Source organism: uncultured Desulfosarcina sp. (genome assembly GCF_963664155.2).
Taxonomy (GTDB): domain Bacteria; phylum Desulfobacterota; class Desulfobacteria; order Desulfobacterales; family Desulfosarcinaceae; genus Desulfosarcina.
The window spans coordinates 4,785,389-4,802,531 of sequence record NZ_CAXXXH010000001.1; the positions used below are offsets into that span (position 1 = coordinate 4,785,389).

Here is a 17,143-nt window from a genome sequence, read left to right on the forward strand (position 1 = left end):
CCGGAAGGCCCCGACCACCACTAACTCTCCTTATTGTTCTTTTATCCCGGTTAGATATGATGTATGGTGGCGTGCGATTGTAAGCTGTCAAACACACACGGGCGTTTGCCCGTGTTCCAAGAACCTGTTGAAAACAAGGAGAAGTGGCTGATGTTGACATTTGACGCGCTGTCGGCGAGACGAGAGAAGATAGCGGTGGTGGGCCTGGGTTATGTCGGGCTGCCCCTGGCCGTTCACCTTTCCCGGTATTTCGATGTGGTGGGCTACGATTTCAAATCCAGACGAATCGCCGAACTGAACGCCGGCAGGGATCGCACCCTGGAAGTCTCCGATGAAGAAATGGCCGCGGCCGCGGTCGTCTACACGGATGACCCCAAGGCCCTTGGCGACTGCCGACTGATCATTGTCGCCGTTCCTACCCCCATCGACCAGTACCGCATCCCGGATCTGACACCCCTGCGGAGCGCATCCGAATCCACAGGACGCCATCTGGCCAAAGGCAGCTGTGTGGTATTCGAATCCACCGTTTACCCCGGGGCCACCGAAGAGGTTTGCGTGCCCATTCTCGAAAAGGAATCGGGACTGGTTTTCGGCAGGGATTTCACCGTGGGCTATTCCCCGGAACGGATCAACCCGGGGGACAAGGTGCACACCGTGGACAAGATCATGAAGATCGTATCCGGGTCTGACGCCCCCACGGCCCAACTGCTGGAAAAGGTATACGGCAGCGTAGTCAGGGCCGGAATCCACGTGGCCCCCTCCCTCAAGGTGGCCGAGGCGGCCAAGGTCATCGAGAACACCCAGCGGGATCTGAATATCGCCCTGATGAACGAACTGTCCATGATCTTCGACATCATGGGAATCGACACCATGGCGGTGCTGGAAGCGGCCGGGACCAAATGGAACTTTCTGCCTTTCAGACCCGGCCTGGTGGGCGGGCACTGCATCGGTGTCGATCCTTACTACCTGACCTTCAAGGCCGAATCCATCGGCTACCATCCGGAGATGATTTTGGCCGGCCGGCGCATCAACGACGGCATGGGCAAATATGTGGCCGAGCGGGTCGTCAAGCTGATGATCCAGGAGGGGAAACAGATCAACCGCACCCGGGTCGGTGTGCTCGGCATCACCTTCAAAGAAGACGTTCCTGACCTTCGCAACACCCGGGTTGTTGACATCATCGCCGAATTGGCCGATTACGGCATCGATGTCGTAGTCCACGATCCGTTGGCGGATCCCGACGAAGCCAAGACTTATTACGGTGTCGACCTGAAGACGCTGGACCAGCTCAAGGGCGTGGATGCGCTGGTGGTGGCCGTTTCCCACAAACCCTATAAGGAAATGGGATTGGTGAGTCTTGCCGGATTGTGCGGCGGAAGCCGGTCCGTGGTCGTGGATGTGAAAAGCGCCTTCGATCCGGGTGATGCCGGAAAGGCGGGCATCACCTACTGGCGATTGTAATTTCTATTTTTCCGGCCGAGCGTCGACTACGCGTAATACCCGACGAATTCTCCGCACTTGCTGTTGAAAAAATCCATGGCCTCCTCGACGCTGTCGAAAATGATCCAGTCCCGTCTCAGGGTTCGACCGGCCCGCTGTCTGATCCGCTCGATCTCGGTGTTTCCGAAATACTCGAAATAGTCGTGATAATCGGTGGTGAGTTCGTGCTTTCTCATGGATTTCCTCCTTTTTAGGATTGATCAGTTTGTTGAATTGTTGAACAGAGATTATCACCCGGTTGTGACAGATCCGGTCACAGCGGTTCTCTTTTTTTTCGTCGGTGTCGAAAAAAACAGATTATTGCCTTCCATCTGAATTTCGAATAAAAAAAGAATGTCGCCGTAGCACTCGATTGCATGGAGATATCAGTGTGGTAAACGGCACCTTATTTTTTCTAACCGATTTGAAAGGAGGAACTGAAAATGGCTAAGCGGCCCGTGGTCTTTATTTTTCTATGGCTCTTATTCGGTTGCGGCAACGCAGTTTACGCCGGTTCAGAACTGAATATGCAGGACGGGATGTGGGAAATCACCTCTCAGGTGAAAATGCAGGGTATGACGATTCCCCCGATGACTTTTTCCCAGTGCATCACCAAGGATAATGCAGTTCCCCAGAACAACTCGCCCGGAGAGGACGGCTGCAAGGTCTCCGACATGAAGACCGTCGGCAGTACGGTATCCTGGACGGTGACATGCAATGAACAGGCCGGCAACATGAAGGGCAAGGGGAAGATAACCTATCACGGTGACCGGTTCGAAGGTGAGATGACCACGGAGCACATGGGGATGATCATGGTAACCGAGATGAGCGGAAGGCGCACCGGCCCCTGCCAGTAAGCCGCATCGATCCAACCGGTGGATTATGGCGGTGATGCGTAACCCGTTTCCCATGGGGCCAATCGGGTTACGCGGATTGAAAAAGGCCATTCCGGCGTTATTTTAATAGGAGTTGGATCGGATTCTTGATGAAAACAATCGGTGAAAGGGGAAAAATCAATGAAAGACCAGTGGGAACGCGATCTGGCATGCGCGGTTGCCTGCAACCGGTGCAATGCGAAACTGGCCGCCAGGGACCAACGGATTCTGTCCGTCTTCGACCACCAGCCCATTTGCCTGGCATGCAAGCAAGCGGAAGAAAAACAGCCTGACTATGCTCAAGCGTCAAAACACATGATCGGAACCTGTATGATCGAAACCGAGGTGATGTACGGTGATCCGGGCGGGTATTGTTTTTTTCACTTCTATCCCTTTACCTGTGATGGCTGATTGGTTTCCGTTGGGCGACACCCATGAACTATTTTCTGGATAAATTCCCACCCACCGTGGAAAAAGCCGTGGATAAACTCGCGGAGGATATGACGTTTGCAGACAAAACCCGTCTGGCCAACATGAACGAGGCGGCCCTGATCAGGTTTCACCATGCCTACGGCATTTTCCTGCGAAGTGAATTCCGCCTTCCGGGCAACGATCCGTTGATGAAATCATGCATGTCCACCGCAACCGTGAAAACGATCACTCCCGAACAGGCATCCTTTGTGATTTTGAAGCAACTCCAAATACGACTGCTGGCCGGACATACCTTGAAGGTCGTCAAGTAAAATTAGGTTCCTTCAGAACATTCGACAGGTTGTCAGGTAAGGCATCCAAGAATGTAACCGGCAATTCCCGTCCAGGGGGCCCCCTCTTTATTATCCGCAAACGCTTCCCTATAATTTTGCATAGCCAGTCGCCGTCGACCGCGATGGATAAGTTATTTCCATTTGCTGAATGGATCCTGACCTAGCCTGCACGAGATTTTTTTCCAGACAGCGAATCGGTCACGATCCGGTTGGAGAAACAAGGAAGGAGGATAATTGACAAACGGTTGGGTTCCATATAGGCTTAATGAAAATATTCGCCTTGTTGAACCATTTCCGGGCCGGCTCATCGGTTGTGACAACCCCCCTCCCGCGTAACAGGGCCGCATCTTCCGGGCTGCCGTGAAGATGGCAACGGACAACTCGTTTGCGATACGGCACGTTTATACTCTCTGACCGCTATACATGGCTGTTAAGGCTCCCATGCATGGGGCCGGTGTGGACAAGCGGATGGTAGATGCGTCAACGGTGTTGAAAATAAAAACCCCTGGATTTTCCGGGGATGGACCATGCCTGCCGGTTTGAGGCAGGCTGGCCAGTGGAACTGGGGTTGCCCTGCTTCGCAGTGGCGAGATACCTTGGCACTTCGTCGACCATGGCCGGTACAAGATAAATCTGGAGAAAGACAATGAGACAGAAATTCCGCATTTGTAAGTCGAAAAAGAAGAAAACTTTTAATATCAAAGAATTTGCCGTTCTTGATAAAGATACCAAGAAGGTGGCTTCATCCATGCTTCGCGAGGACCACTTTGACCTCATTTGCGACCAGGATTACGACGGAGAGACGATCGCCAGAGCTGCTGAAGCGGGATGTAATGAACTGGTGGAAACATTAAGAACCCCAAACCTTTACCCCATCGAGCCTTATGCCACTAAAATTGCCGAGTCAATGATCGATCTGTCCAATGGGAATGAAGACCGCTGTGTGGAGCTTTTTTTTGACGACTGCGAATTGTTTGTTGCCGAGGTCCCCATGGACTAATGATTCGGCGGCTTAGGGGTCAATGGTGCCTCGCGTAATATTACCACAAGGAGAACTGCATGACAGAAGAGATTAAATTTGAAGTCGGCGAAAAATATGAAAATATGAAAGGGACCTTTGAGGTCATCGCCATACGAAGGGATTCCATGGATATCCGGTGGGAAGATGGCGAGGAAATATCGACCTCCATCGATCTGCAGAAGCGCATTATCGAACGAATGCAATTCGAAAAAGAACTGGAAATCACCGAGGTTGCCCAGAAGGCCAAAAAAGCAAAAGCCTCGACGGCCAAAGGGGGAAAGCATTTTAACGGCCTTGAAGATGCAGACTTCAGCAACAGTGTATCCAAAACCACATGGCGGGGTCGCGGCCAACTCGGCGGTGCGGTTGCCCTGCGGTTAAAAAACAAACAGTACAAGTTCAACTCATGGGCCGTGCTGCGCAAGCCTGAAGTCGCCTGGCTGGATGTCATTCGGCAGAAGCAGGACGATCTGAAGCTTCAGGCAAAATTCTATGCCCGGGTGGAAGATGAGGGCTTCTTTTTTGGTGTGAACATCCCCGCACCGGATCCATCCGGAACCGAAAAAAGCGATTGGCATGCATTTACGGCCTGGCTGGACAGGCCGGAAAACGATTCATGGCTCAATAAGCAGTGCATATCCCACGGCCTTTATTTGTGCGATCTGGGCAAACAGGGGTTCAGCGGGAAGTTGAAAGCAAAAAAAGAAAAATGGGTGATTGGTGGTCCGGAGAAAAAGGATGCGCCCGTTGAATCCTTGAGTGCCTTTTTGACAACTGCCGGCAAGTCGGGCCCCATAGACCTGCGCATCGAAAAGCAGATGGAGAAGGATGCGGTCATTGAAAAAAAACAAACCATCGCCAGCGATATGGCGACCCTTTTTGAGACCCTCATGCCGGTGTATGCGGGTGCGGCTGACCGTAAAAGCTGACAGGGATAATTAAAGCAGGAGCGGAGATCGAGCGAACCATAAAGATCCTGAAAGATGATCTGGGCATGTCTACGTAATTTCATTCGGATGGCTCTGTCCGTGGGGTTCCCGTCAATGCGGTTGATTGCGAATTGGACGGCCGTGGGCCGTTCGAGCATGGTGACCAGTCGCACCAGGTCCGTCTTCCCGCAACCCGATTCGCCAATGCCTGCCGGGGCCTTTAAGGTCATGAGTTTTTGAACTGCTCCGTCCTTTTTGATCCGGCAGTCTCCTACAAGATCACGCGCGTTGATCGCCTCACCGTTCTTCATTGCCGTGAAACTCCATTGGCACGTGGAAAATGGCATCATACTGCACAGTCAGTGCTGTCGGCGCAAAGCAAGGGCGGTGGCGGGTATTGACTCGGGTTGCAGACAATGGCCCCGCAATTGAAAAATAAGGACCCATCCATGTTCTCTGCCGATGTCTACAGCAATAGACGACAACGCCTCAAGACGGATGTCCATTCCGGGCTGATCCTGTTCCTGGGAAATGGAGAAAGTCCGATCAATGCCCCGGATAACTGCTATTTTTTCCGACAGGACAGTTCTTTTTTATATTTCTGGGGGCTTGACCTGCCGAAGCTGGCTGCGGTCATCGATGTGGATGCCGATACGGAAACCGTGTTCGGCGACGACTTGTCGCTGGACGATGTGATCTGGACCGGATCGCAACCTTCTTTGTCGGAGCGCTGCAGGAGAGGCGGTGTCAACCGGTCACTGCCATTGACAGAATTGCATGAGACGATTGGCTCGGCAATTAAAAAAAACAGGCTGGTTCATTTTTTGCCACCGTACCGCATGGAGCAGACGATGCTGATTGCCGAGCTTTGCAGCCTGGATCGACGCGCCGTTGTCGGCGATGCCTCCGAAACGCTGATTCGTTCAGTGATTCGCCAGCGTTCGGTCAAAAGCGATGAAGAGTTGGCTCAGATCGAAGCGGCGGTAGCGGTCAATGGTGCCATGCAGAGAGTCGCCATGCGAATGGCCACCCCGGGGCGATACGAACGAGAGGTGGTGGGAGCAATGGAAGGCCTTGCCTACGGACAGTCCGGTAGAAAACCGCCGTTCGCCACCATTTTTTCCATTCACGGCCAGACGTTGCACAACCACTGCCACGATAACCGGATGAAGATGGGTGATCTGGCGATCAGCGACTGCGGGGCAGAATCGCCCATGGGCTATGCCAGTGATACGACCCGCACCATTCCGGTAGGCGGCCGGTTTACCAGCCGGCAAAAAGATATTTACGAAATCGTGCAGGGGATGCAGGCGGATGCGATGGCCGCCATGAAGCCCGGCGTTCCCTTCAAGGATGTCCATCTGGTCGCTGCCCGGCGACTTTCGTCAGACCTCAAGACCCTCGGGTTGATGCGCGGAGACGTGGACCAGGCCATCGAAACCGGAGCCTATGCCCTTTTTTTCCCCCATGGCCTGGGGCACATGCTCGGTCTGGATGTGCACGATATGGAATGCCTCGGAGAAGATTATGTGGGGTACACGGACAGGATCCAACGGGACAGGCGGTTTGGCCTCAACCGCCTTCGGCTGGCCAAAACGCTGGATCCGGGTTTTGTGGTGACCGTGGAACCGGGCATTTACTTCATTCCCCCGCTGGTTCAACAATGGCGTGCCGAAAACCGATTTGCCGATCAGATCGATTACGATAAGCTGGAATCCTTTCTGGATTTTGGCGGCGTACGCATCGAAGATGATGTGCGGGTCACTGCCACCGGAGCGACGGTTTTGGGCCCGCCCATTCCAAAGACCGTGGCGGCCGTTGAATCCTGCTGCAGCACCTGAGGTGGTGCTACCGGGAAACGGCTGGATCAATCCTTGACGGTTTCGTAAAAAGCCCGATATCTGCGTCACGCTTCATCCCCCGTCAACTGCGGCGTACCATAAGTACATCTCATTTCTTACGGATTCGCAAGCCTCGATCTCGAACTTTTTACGAAGCCGTCGGAAATGCTTTTTACGAGTTCATCGATCCTTGGAATGGCGATGCGTGGATATGTCTTTGGCCGGGGGGGATGCAGCGGCTTGATCGTCTTCATCCAGCAGGATAATATACGAAAACGGAGATAGTGGGGGGGCGTTATCTTTCCCGCAACGGTCCTTTGTATCCGGTGATTTTTTCCGCTTTCGAATGTCGTCGATTAAAATGGGTTTTGGCATGATTCAGACTGGTGGCAGGCCTGATACACCGCTGGCATCGGTCAGCATGCCGCCGGATTGGGTTATGGCCCTTGTCGGTTCGGGATGAACTCAGAAAAGAGCACGTTAGTCAGTTCTATGTAATGGAACGTTTAAAGGACGGGACAACTTGTTCAGACTGCGATTTGCAGTGATTGAAGCCGGTAAGGCACATCAATCTGCTTGGCAATAGGATAATTATTCGTATATAAAATGAGTATACCGAATAGCGCTTCAATTTACAAGGGGCAATTGAAGGCGGTTTCGAAAGAACTTGACCCGCGAGCAAACGGCGGTGTAGCATATTTTCAGATGATTGCATCGACATTCAGTTCCCGGATTCATTCGATTCCCGCGCCTCCTTGTAATTGACCGAAATCCGCCCGCGCCGATTTCTCCACCGCCCATGCAACCCAAAGCGCCGCCGGTCGTCCGTTTTAATAAAAAAATAACATTCGATGGGTAGGATAACGCATGACTGTTCGACGAAAAACGAACCCAAAGGCTTGAATTGGATGGTTGGGTATGGGAGCTGTGACCGCACCTGCCGGGAAAGAAAAAATGACCCAACTGCAAGAAAAACGAAGGTATGCGCGGTACGATGGTGAAGGCCCGATCACCCTGGTGTCGGCCGATAGCCAATCCAGGCAATTCGAGGCCGGCCTGCTCAATTTCAGTGCGGAGGGCATCAGTTTTTTCAGCAACCGACCATTGAAACCCGGTACTACCATCATTGTCCGTGCTTCTGTGGAAAATTATCAGCACGTGTCCGCCGATGTCGATTGCCAACTTCGATCAGTGGGGGTGGCTACCATAAAATGGTGTCAGCAAGGCAATCGAGAGGGCAGACCTATCCATGAAATGGGAGCCGTTTATATGATGGCCTATTGATGTGAACCATTATTTCGAAACGCACTCCCGAGCGTTCATAAGCATCCGATAAGATCGTATCGAATCCCCAGAGAAACGCTGTCTTCCATTATGAACTCCGCCGAATTTCCGGGATTACCCGACCTGCCTTCACCCCCTTCGTATCCAAAAAAAAGATGATCGGCGATTTTCGGGTGTACGATTCATATCCCGTCCGGTTCACAAAGAAAATGACACCGTGAACGATAGAAAATTCATTAGCAAAAAATGTTGACAAAAATAGCAAATTATTGTGGATTAAGAGGGCAAAATGTCCCTTAATGGGTTTGTCTGTGAAATCTTAATTTTATATCCAAACAATTAGAAAAGGAGGAGCTCAATGAAAAAAGTGAGTTTATGGGTTAGCGCGGCATTGGTATTGACGATGATCACCGCCGGCAGTGCCTTGGCTGCCGATCGGATCTTTTTCGGCATCGCCACCGGTGGTACCGGTGGAACCTACTATCCATTAGGCGGCATGTTGGCCCAGTTGATTTCCAACGCCGTTGAAATCGACGGTAAAAAATTGTCGGCCACTGCAGAAACCGGCAACGCATCCGTGGCCAATGCGACCCTGCTGGGCAGAGAAGGCATCGAATCGGCCTTCGTGGCCGCCGATATCCTCGATGCGGCCTACAAAGGGGAAAAACAATTCGACGGCAAGGCGATCAAGAACATTCGCGCGCTGGGTGCCCTCTATCCGGAAACGGTGCAGCTGGTGGTGCGGGCCAATGCCGGTATCAATACCTTTATGGACATCAAGGGCAAATCGGTTTCCTCCGGTTCTCCGGGCTCCGGCCAGTGGCAGCTGCTGGGCGACCTGATGGTAGCCCACGGCATGGACCGCAAGGACATTTCCGAGGATTACTCATCATTCTCTCAGTCTGTGGAGAAAATCAAGGACGGCAACCTGGACGCCTCTCTGATCACTGCCGGCACCCCCACCGCTTCAGTGATGGAACTGGCCAATCACCACAGCATCAAAATCGTTCCGCTGACCGGTGCGCCCATCGCCAAGTTGCGGGAAGTGCAGCCCTATTACGCGGAAACCATTCTGCCGGCCAACACGTATGAAGGCCAGACCGAAGATGTAAAAACCATTGCCGTGCGCGCCATCTGGGCAACCCACGACAAGCTGGATGACAAAGTGGCTTACGAAATCGTCAAAGCCCTTTACGAAAACACGGAAACCCTGGCCAAGGTTCACGTCAAAGGCAAGGAGATCTCATTGGAAAAAGCCCTGGAATCCGTATCGATTCCCCTGCATCCCGGTGCGGAGCGCTACTATCGGGAAAAAGGCCTGATCAAATAATATGAAACCGGTTATTGCAGGCGTGCTGGCTCTGTTGCTGGCCGCCTGCACCGCCTCCGGTGTGCGGCCCGACAAGGCACACCCGTGCCTGACCCTCAGTCGGTTCCCTTCCTGCCTGATACTGGGACAATATCCACTGCCGGGAGACGGTGCGTTTTCTCTTTCATTCATCCATTCGGTTTCCCAAACACCGGTCCGGGATGATTACCAGACCCTCGATTCCCGGATTATCCAGACCGCCGAGACCTTTCAGGCCCATGGTGCGGGATTGCCTTCCGGGACCGATGAAACCGGTGTAACCGGATGGGAGCACCACGACGGCCATTTTATCATTCGCATGCAACGGCCTATCCACCGGCTCATTGTACGAACCGATCGGAATTATCGTAATCGGCTGCACATTGACGGCAAGGAAATCGACCTCAACGCATGGGAAGACCAGGCCCTTGAACTGGCCATTGTGCCATGCACGGCCCCCTGAACCGCTATTGCAATTTTCGAGTATAAAAGGACGATGTTATGGTTAATGATCCAGCCGATCCCAGGACCCAAGACGGACCGATGGCCCCTGCTGCAGATACCGGTGAGAAGGAGCTAAGCAAAGCGGATGTGGATGCCATCGTAAAAAAATACGATGCCGAGTCCAATTTCAGAAACCTGAAAGGCATCACGGCAAAAGTCACTGTCGTCCTGTGCGTGATGCTTAGCCTGTTCCACGTTTACACCGCCGGATTCGGGCTGCTCAACGAGGTGTTGCACCGGACCGTGCATCTTTCCTTTGTGCTGGGACTGGTGTTCCTGGTGTTTCCCCGGCGACAGCCGACGCGTATGGGGTTTGCCTGGGGGTTCGGGATCTGTTTCGCCCTGTTCTACCTGTTTTTGGCCTGGCAGCTCGTTGACCGTTTTCAGGGGGATTTGCCGGTATGGGGCCCGCCTGCCCTGTTCATCATGGTGCTGTTTCTCGCCGTTACCGCCCTGCCCGTGGACTTTCTCAAAGGCAAAGGGGACCGGCTCTCCTTTTCAGACTGGCCCCTGGCTATCGCGGCTTCCGGCATATCCCTGTACCTGATCGTTTTCTTCAAACAGATATTCATCGAGAACATCGGTTTCCCTCAGATTGAAGAATACGTCATGGGGCTGCTGGCTATCATCATGGTCACCGAGGCCTGCCGCCGGGTCATGGGCGAGACGCTGCCCGTCATCGGCGCCCTGGCCCTGATGTACGGCCTGTTGGGGCCCTGGCTGCCCGGTGTCCTGGGTCACCGGGGATATGATATCGTCCGGATCGTAGAACATCTCTATCTGGGAACCGAGGGCATTTACGGCATCGCCGTGGGTGTTGTGGCGACCTATGTGTTTCACTTTGTGCTTTTCGGTGTTCTGGCCCAGGCGTCGGGCCTGGGACAGCTCTTCATCGATCTGGCCATGATTCTGGCCGGCCGTTATTCCGGTGGGCCGGCCAAGGTGTCGGTAGTTTCCTCCGGGTTTTTCGGTATGATCTCCGGGTCGCCCATCGCCAATACGGCAACTACCGGGTCCTTCACCATTCCCATGATGAAAAAAAATGGCTTTTCCGCCCAGTTCGCCTCGGCGGTGGAGGCGTCGGCTTCCTGCGGCGGGCAGGTGACGCCGCCCATCATGGGTGCATCGGCCTTTGTCATGGCCGAAATGCTTGGCATTCCCTACAACAAGATCATTCTGATCGCCATCGTGCCGGCCTTGTTCCACTATCTGGCCTGCTTGAGCATGGTTCACCTGGAGGCCAAACGACTGGGGTTGAAAGGTCTGTCCCGTGAGCAGATTCCCCAGTTGATGCATATCATGAAAACATCCTGGCACCTGATGATTCCGCTGACCGTCATGGTGACCCTGCTGCTCATGCAGTACACCCCCTATCTGGCGGCATTCTGGGGGATTATTCTCTCCATTGCGTGTTCGTATATTCCATTGATTACCGGACGGATGGGGATCGGCCAGTTGGATGACTCGATGACCCTGACGCCCCGCCGACTCATCGCCGGTTTGGATCAGGGCGCCCGTTATGCCCTGGCCATCGGCGCGGCCTGTGCCTGTGTGGGGTTCATACTAGGGATGATTACCCTGACAGGACTGGGTTTCAAATTTTCCGGCGCCGTGCTGCAGATTGCCTCCGCTCTCGGCAACCTGCTGGCCGCTATGGATCCCTTTCAATTTTTGACCGTTCAAGGCGGAACCCTCTTTTTCGGCCTTGTGCTCGTTGCCATTGCCTGTATCGTCATGGGCGCGGGAATCCCGACGACCCCCTGCTACATCATCCTGGCCTCCATCGCCGGTCCCGCCCTTAACGATATGGGTATTCCGCTGGTGGCGACCCATTTCTTCGTTTTCTACTATGGCGTGCTGGCCGATGTGACGCCGCCGGTGGCGCTTGCCGCCTACGCCGGCGCCGGCATCGGTGGTGCGGACCCCATGGCCACGGGTATGACCGCCTTCCGGCTTTCCATGGGCAAGGCCCTGGTGCCCTTCATGTTCGTTTATGCGCCGAGCATGCTGTTCATCGATTTTTCATGGGTGGAGTTCTCCATTGCCATGACCAGCGGTGTGCTGGGTATTATTTCCCTATCCGCGGCTTATATCGGATTTTTTAAATACAAGGTGGGGCTTATGGGCAAAATCGCGCTGACCATCGGCGGTTTGCTTCTGGTTTCCAGCAACGTTTCGGTTATTCTTGTCGGTGCGGTATTGGTGCTTCTGATTCTGGTTCCCAACGTCCTGAAGACCGGTCGATCGATTCCCGCCTCGGCCTGACAGGACGAAGAATGCAACGTGTTCAGGAGATAACCCGTGGATCATCAACAAAAAGCGAATACGGACTATATGGTGCCGGCCCTGAAAAAAGGGCTCCAGATCCTTGAATTGTTTTCAGTTCGGCAGCGCGTGCTGACTATCGGAGAACTGGCCGAACGGCTGGAGGTCAGCACATCCGCCATCTATCGTACCGTGGTGACGCTGACTGAGATGCACTACCTTAAAAAGGCCGGCCGGAATACGTATGAGCTTGGCTCCATGGTGCTCTCCCGCGGGTTCTGTTATCTGGCTTCGAGGGATATCCTGAACACCGCGGCCGCTCACCTGGACGAACTGCGCGACGAAACCAGTGCCTCCTGCCATCTGGCCATCCGGGAAGGAGTTGAAGCCATCTACATCTACCGGGCGGCATCACCGCAGATCATGATGGTGAACGTCCCCGTGGGAACCCGGTTTCCCTGCCACACCGTAGCCATCGGGCGGGCGCTGCTCTGCGGCCTCAATGACGAAACCCTGCGTAAGCGCTATTCCGGGGTTCCCCTGGATGGATACGCCAGCGGAGGCGTTAATTCACTGCCGCAGCTGTTGGTAGCCGTGGCTGAAGCACGGCGGACGGGAATCAGCGTCAGTGGATCCGACTATTCAACGGCCATTGCCACCCCCGTGAGGGATTACACCGGAAATGTCGTGGCGGCCATCAATGTCTCCGCTCCCGATTTTTTTATTGAAACCCCCGGCGTTCGTGAACATCTGACCGGGTGTCTGATAAGAACCGCCAGAACCATTTCAACCGGAATGGGCTGGCCTGAGGACCCCTAAATTGGGTCCTGTGCCCGGCTCGTCGCGTCATGTTCCTTGATTCTTTTCCAATTCAATAAACCCATAGCGAGCGTATCATGAGAAAAATCGTTGAGTGTGTCCCCAATTTTTCCGAAGGCAATAACCGGGAAACCATCGAAGCCATCGCCCAGGCCATCAAAGAGACGCCGGGTTGCACCCTTTTGGATGTGGACCCGGGGAAGTCCACCAATCGGACCGTCTACACCTTTGTCGGCGACCCTGATGCGGTGGTTCAGGGAGCGCTGAACAGCGCCAGGGTGGCCAGGGAAAAAATCGACATGCGTGTGCACAAGGGCGAGCATCCCCGCATGGGGGCCATGGATGTCTGCCCGTTCATACCCGTGGCCAACGTCACAATGGATGAGTGCGTGGCGATCTCGAAAACCTTTGGCCGGCTGGCTGCAGAAGCACTGGGGGTGCCCTTCTTCCTTTACGAGGCGGCAGCGGTTGAAGATTACCGTCGTAAATTGCCCCACGTTCGTAAAGGGGAATATGAAGGACTGGCCGAGCGCCTGAAAGAACCTGAATGGAAGCCTGATTTCGGACCGGCCGAATTCATTCCCCAGTGGGGCGCTACCGCCACCGGCGCCCGTTCTTTCCTGATTGCATACAACGTCAATATCCTGGGCACCAGCAACCAGGCCCACCGTATTGCCCTGAATCTGCGTGAAGCCGGTCGGGGACCGGATAAACCCGGCCGGCTCAAAGAGGTCAAGGGCATGGGCTGGTTCGTGGACGAGTATAACCTGGCCCAGGTAACGGTAAATCTCAACGATTATAAAGTGACGCCCATCCATGTTTTATTCGAGGAAGTGAAAAGGGAGGCCGCTGCCCTGAACGTCGGGGTTGCCGGTTCGGAAATTGTCGGACTGGTCCCCCTGGCGTCGATTCTCATGGCCGCCGATTTCTACATGGAAAAAGAAAACCTGTTTATCCTCGACGAAGACCAGAAGGTCAGGCTGGCGGTGGAACGGCTCGGCCTTAACAGTGTAGCCCCATTCGATCCACGAGAAAAGATCATTGAATACCGCGTGGCCGGAGAAAGAAATGAACCGCTGGCCGACATGAGTCTGAGAGCCTTTATCGAAGAAGTGGCCTCCCGTTCGTCCGCCCCGGGAGGAGGATCGGTTTCGGCCGCCATCGCCGCTATGGGCGCCGGATTGGGAGCCATGGTGGGTAAACTCACCTATGGGGTTCGAAAGTTTGAATCGGTAGATGCCCAGATGAGAAAAAACATCCCGCCGCTGCACGACGCATCGGCCAGGCTGATTCCCATGATCGATGCCGACACGACGGCCTTTAACGACTTCATGGAAGCGCTGCGCATGCCCAGGGGTACCGATGCCGAGCGGACGGTGCGGGCCGAGCGAATGCAGGCAGGCCTGAAGAAGGCCATCGACATTCCCCTGACGACCATGAAACTGGGCGACGGTGCCTGGGATGCCTTTTGTGAAGTGGCCCGTTACGGTAATCCGGCATCCCGGTCTGATGTCGAGGTGGGGGCCAGGGCTCTGGAGACGGGAATCTGGGGTGCCTATAAGAATGTGATGATCAACATGGCGGACATCACGGACAACGCCTTCAAAACCCGTATCACTCAGGAGGCTGAGGCGATTGTGAACCGTGCGGCCCGGAAGTGTGCCGAAGTGCTTGAAATCCTGGAAGCACGGTAAATTATCGAATCCCGGAAGTGGGGCCGTCGCAGGAAATTAAGGGAGGTGATGTATGGCAGATGCATTGGGCCTTCTGGTCCTGTTGATCGGATTGGAACTGGTGCTGGGGGTGGACAATGTACTGGTTATTGCCATCTTTGTGGGACGATTGCCCGAAACCCAACGCCAGAAAGCACGCATTGTGGGGCTGAGCCTGGCAATGGTGGCCCGCATCATCATGCTGGCCGTGGTGGTGGCCCTGACCGGCCTGACCCGGCCCGTTGCTGCCAATCTTTCAGTCAGGGACCTGATCCTGATAGCGGGGGGACTGTTTCTGCTCTACAAAGCCGTCCGTGAGATTCACCACACCGTCGAATTCAGGGATGAGGACCAGGGGCCGGGCCGGAAGGCGCCCGGTGCCTTTGCCTCGATTATTGCCCAGATCGTCCTGCTGGACATCGTCTTTTCCATCGATTCGGTGATCACCGCGGTGGGCCTTACCCAACACTTGTGGATCATCGTTTCGGCGGTGGTGCTTTCCTTCATCGGCATTCTCTTCTTTTCCCGCCCCATCGGCGACTTCATCCTTCGTCATCCGGCCCTGAAGATACTGGCGCTCTCTTTCCTGATTACCATCGGAGTCACCATCTTTATGGAGGGCCTGCATAAACATGTGCCCAAGGCCTATATATACCTGCCCATGGGGTTTGCCCTGATGGTGGAAATGCTCCAGATGCGATATGAGCACAATCGTCGCGGGAAAAGGGCCTGATACCCGATGGCTGAGGATGTTTCTCTCAATTTGTCCCCCCGGCAGGCCGCCAGTCCGGAGGAGATCCAGCGGGCCTTGGCCCTGAAGATCGGCCGTGAAATTTCTGTCGGTCGGTATGTGATCGTTCGCCGCTCCGTCGATGCCCGCAAGCGCCGGGTCCGGATGAACCTGGGTGTCCGTGTCTATGCCGAGGATGAAGCCCTGACGCCGGAGCGGCCTGAATTTCGATACCGGGACGTCCGGTCTGCAGCGCCGGTGGTCATTGTGGGCGCCGGACCGGCGGGCCTATTTGCCGCGTTGCGGTTAGTGGAGCTGGGGCTTAAGCCCGTGGTAATCGAGCGCGGAAAGTCCGTCAACGCCCGCCGCCGGGATGTGGCGGCCCTGAACCGGCGGGGGATACTCGACCATGAATCCAACTACGCCTTCGGCGAAGGAGGCGCGGGAACATTTTCCGACGGCAAGCTCTACACCCGATCCAGGAAACGAGGCGATCACCGCGGGGTGCTCCACCGATTTCATCAGCACGGCGCCGATGAACGCATCCTTTACGATGCCCATCCCCATATCGGCTCCAATCGGCTTCCGGAGGTTGTTGCGGCCATGCGGGCCACCATCGAAGCCCACGGCGGTGAAATTCAGTTTCAGCAAAAAGTCGTTGGGCTGTCGCTTTCCGGCGGACAGATGTCCGGCATAATCCTGGAGGATGGGAACCGCATCGAGAGTCGTGCGGTGGTCCTGGCCACAGGGCACAGTGCCCGGGATGTTTACGAGATGCTCATGGACCAGGGGATTGCCCTGGCGGCCAAACCCTTTGCCATGGGCGTGCGCGTGGAGCATCCCCAAAGGCTCATCGATCGGATCCAGTACCACGGTCAGGCCCGGGACGAATATTTACCGGCTGCCGCCTACAATCTCGTCCAGCAGGTGGATGGCCGTGGCGTTTACAGCTTCTGCATGTGCCCGGGCGGGTTCATCGTACCGGCCTCCACGCAGGATGACGCCTTGGTGGTCAATGGCATGTCCTTTTCCAGACGAAATTCTCCCTACGCCAACGCCGGCATCGTGGTGGAGATCACGCTTGCGGATATTCCCGAGTTGCAATCAGCCGGTCCCCTGGCCGGTCTGGATTATCAGCGATCCTTCGAGCAGGCGGCCTTTGGGAACGGTGGGGGGGGGATGGTCGTTCCGGCTCAGCGTCTGGCCGACTTTGTCGACAATCGACCGTCGAACCGGTTGCCGGCCTGCTCCTATCCGCCGGGTGTGGTGGCTTCACCCCTGCACCAGTGGCTGCCGGATCCCATCCGCAGGCGGCTGCAGACTGCATTCAAGGTCTTCGATCGGAAGATGAAAGGCTTTCTCACCAATGATGCGGTCGTGGTGGGAGTGGAGTCCCGGACTTCCTCACCGGTAAGGATCCCCAGAGATCCGCAGACACTGCAGCATGTATCGGTCAGGGGGCTCTTTCCCTGTGGCGAGGGGGCCGGTTATGCCGGCGGCATCGTTTCCTGCGCCGTGGATGGCGAGCGCACCGCCGATGCGGTCTTCCACTACATCGCCTGTATGTAAAAC

The 17,143-nt window shown here is 55.1% G+C and carries 16 protein-coding genes; 15 read left to right on the plus strand and 1 reads right to left on the minus strand.

Going from position 1 to position 17,143, the window contains the following annotated elements; all coding sequences use genetic code 11:
• Positions 1–150: 150 nt before the first annotated feature.
• Positions 151–1,461, plus strand: coding sequence for a nucleotide sugar dehydrogenase (locus tag ACHZBS_RS21785; protein WP_319408606.1), 1,311 nt, complete (start codon positions 151–153; stop codon positions 1,459–1,461).
• Between the two features lie 26 nt (positions 1,462–1,487).
• On the opposite strand, the gene ACHZBS_RS21790 is transcribed toward ACHZBS_RS21785, so the two are convergent.
• Positions 1,488–1,676: a hypothetical protein gene (locus ACHZBS_RS21790; RefSeq protein ID WP_319408607.1), complete on the minus strand. Its 189-nt coding sequence runs from the start codon at positions 1,674–1,676 to the stop codon at positions 1,488–1,490.
• Between the two features lie 246 nt (positions 1,677–1,922).
• On the opposite strand from ACHZBS_RS21790, the gene ACHZBS_RS21795 reads away from it, so the two are divergent.
• From ACHZBS_RS21795 to ACHZBS_RS21860, 14 genes are all read left to right on the plus strand, one after another.
• On the plus strand, positions 1,923–2,336 hold the full coding sequence (locus ACHZBS_RS21795; protein WP_319408608.1) for a DUF3617 family protein: 414 nt from the start codon (positions 1,923–1,925) through the stop codon (positions 2,334–2,336).
• Positions 2,337–2,495: 159 nt separating this feature from the next.
• Positions 2,496–2,765 carry a hypothetical protein gene (locus ACHZBS_RS21800; RefSeq protein ID WP_319408609.1) on the plus strand — a complete coding sequence of 90 codons (270 nt, stop codon included), beginning with the start codon at positions 2,496–2,498 and terminating at the stop codon, positions 2,763–2,765.
• Positions 2,766–2,788: 23 nt separating this feature from the next.
• Positions 2,789–3,097 carry a DUF6794 domain-containing protein gene (locus tag ACHZBS_RS21805; protein ID WP_319408610.1) on the plus strand — a complete coding sequence of 103 codons (309 nt, stop codon included), beginning with the start codon at positions 2,789–2,791 and terminating at the stop codon, positions 3,095–3,097.
• Positions 3,098–3,764: 667 nt separating this feature from the next.
• Positions 3,765–4,118, plus strand: coding sequence for a hypothetical protein (locus ACHZBS_RS21810; protein WP_319408611.1), 354 nt, complete (start codon positions 3,765–3,767; stop codon positions 4,116–4,118).
• A gap of 59 nt (positions 4,119–4,177) precedes the next feature.
• Entirely contained in the window at positions 4,178–5,068 is an 891-nt protein-coding gene (locus tag ACHZBS_RS21815) for a hypothetical protein (protein WP_319408612.1), read from the plus strand.
• Positions 5,069–5,517: 449 nt separating this feature from the next.
• The gene (locus ACHZBS_RS21820) at positions 5,518–6,909 is read left to right on the plus strand and encodes an aminopeptidase P family protein (RefSeq protein WP_319408613.1); all 1,392 of its coding nucleotides are present in this window, start codon (positions 5,518–5,520) and stop codon (positions 6,907–6,909) included.
• A 954-nt stretch (positions 6,910–7,863) separates the two neighbouring features.
• A complete protein-coding gene (locus ACHZBS_RS21825) occupies positions 7,864–8,193 on the plus strand; it encodes a PilZ domain-containing protein (protein WP_319408614.1) in 330 nt (109 codons plus the stop codon).
• A 358-nt stretch (positions 8,194–8,551) separates the two neighbouring features.
• A complete protein-coding gene (locus ACHZBS_RS21830) occupies positions 8,552–9,523 on the plus strand; it encodes a TAXI family TRAP transporter solute-binding subunit (protein ID WP_319408615.1) in 972 nt (323 codons plus the stop codon).
• Between the two features lies 1 nt (position 9,524).
• Positions 9,525–10,004 (plus strand): DUF1850 domain-containing protein, encoded by a 480-nt coding sequence (locus tag ACHZBS_RS21835; RefSeq protein ID WP_319408616.1) that lies wholly within the window; start codon positions 9,525–9,527, stop codon positions 10,002–10,004.
• A gap of 38 nt (positions 10,005–10,042) precedes the next feature.
• Positions 10,043–12,310, plus strand: coding sequence for a TRAP transporter permease (locus ACHZBS_RS21840; RefSeq protein WP_319408617.1), 2,268 nt, complete (start codon positions 10,043–10,045; stop codon positions 12,308–12,310).
• 36 nt (positions 12,311–12,346) lie between these two features.
• On the plus strand, positions 12,347–13,129 hold the full coding sequence (locus ACHZBS_RS21845; protein ID WP_319408618.1) for an IclR family transcriptional regulator: 783 nt from the start codon (positions 12,347–12,349) through the stop codon (positions 13,127–13,129).
• Positions 13,130–13,206: 77 nt separating this feature from the next.
• On the plus strand, positions 13,207–14,823 hold the full coding sequence (gene ftcD, locus ACHZBS_RS21850) for a glutamate formimidoyltransferase (protein ID WP_319408619.1): 1,617 nt from the start codon (positions 13,207–13,209) through the stop codon (positions 14,821–14,823).
• Positions 14,824–14,875: 52 nt separating this feature from the next.
• The gene (locus ACHZBS_RS21855; protein ID WP_319408620.1) at positions 14,876–15,574 is read left to right on the plus strand and encodes a TerC family protein; all 699 of its coding nucleotides are present in this window, start codon (positions 14,876–14,878) and stop codon (positions 15,572–15,574) included.
• A 6-nt stretch (positions 15,575–15,580) separates the two neighbouring features.
• Positions 15,581–17,140 carry an FAD-dependent oxidoreductase gene (locus ACHZBS_RS21860; RefSeq protein WP_319408621.1) on the plus strand — a complete coding sequence of 520 codons (1,560 nt, stop codon included), beginning with the start codon at positions 15,581–15,583 and terminating at the stop codon, positions 17,138–17,140.
• Positions 17,141–17,143: the final 3 nt, after the last annotated feature.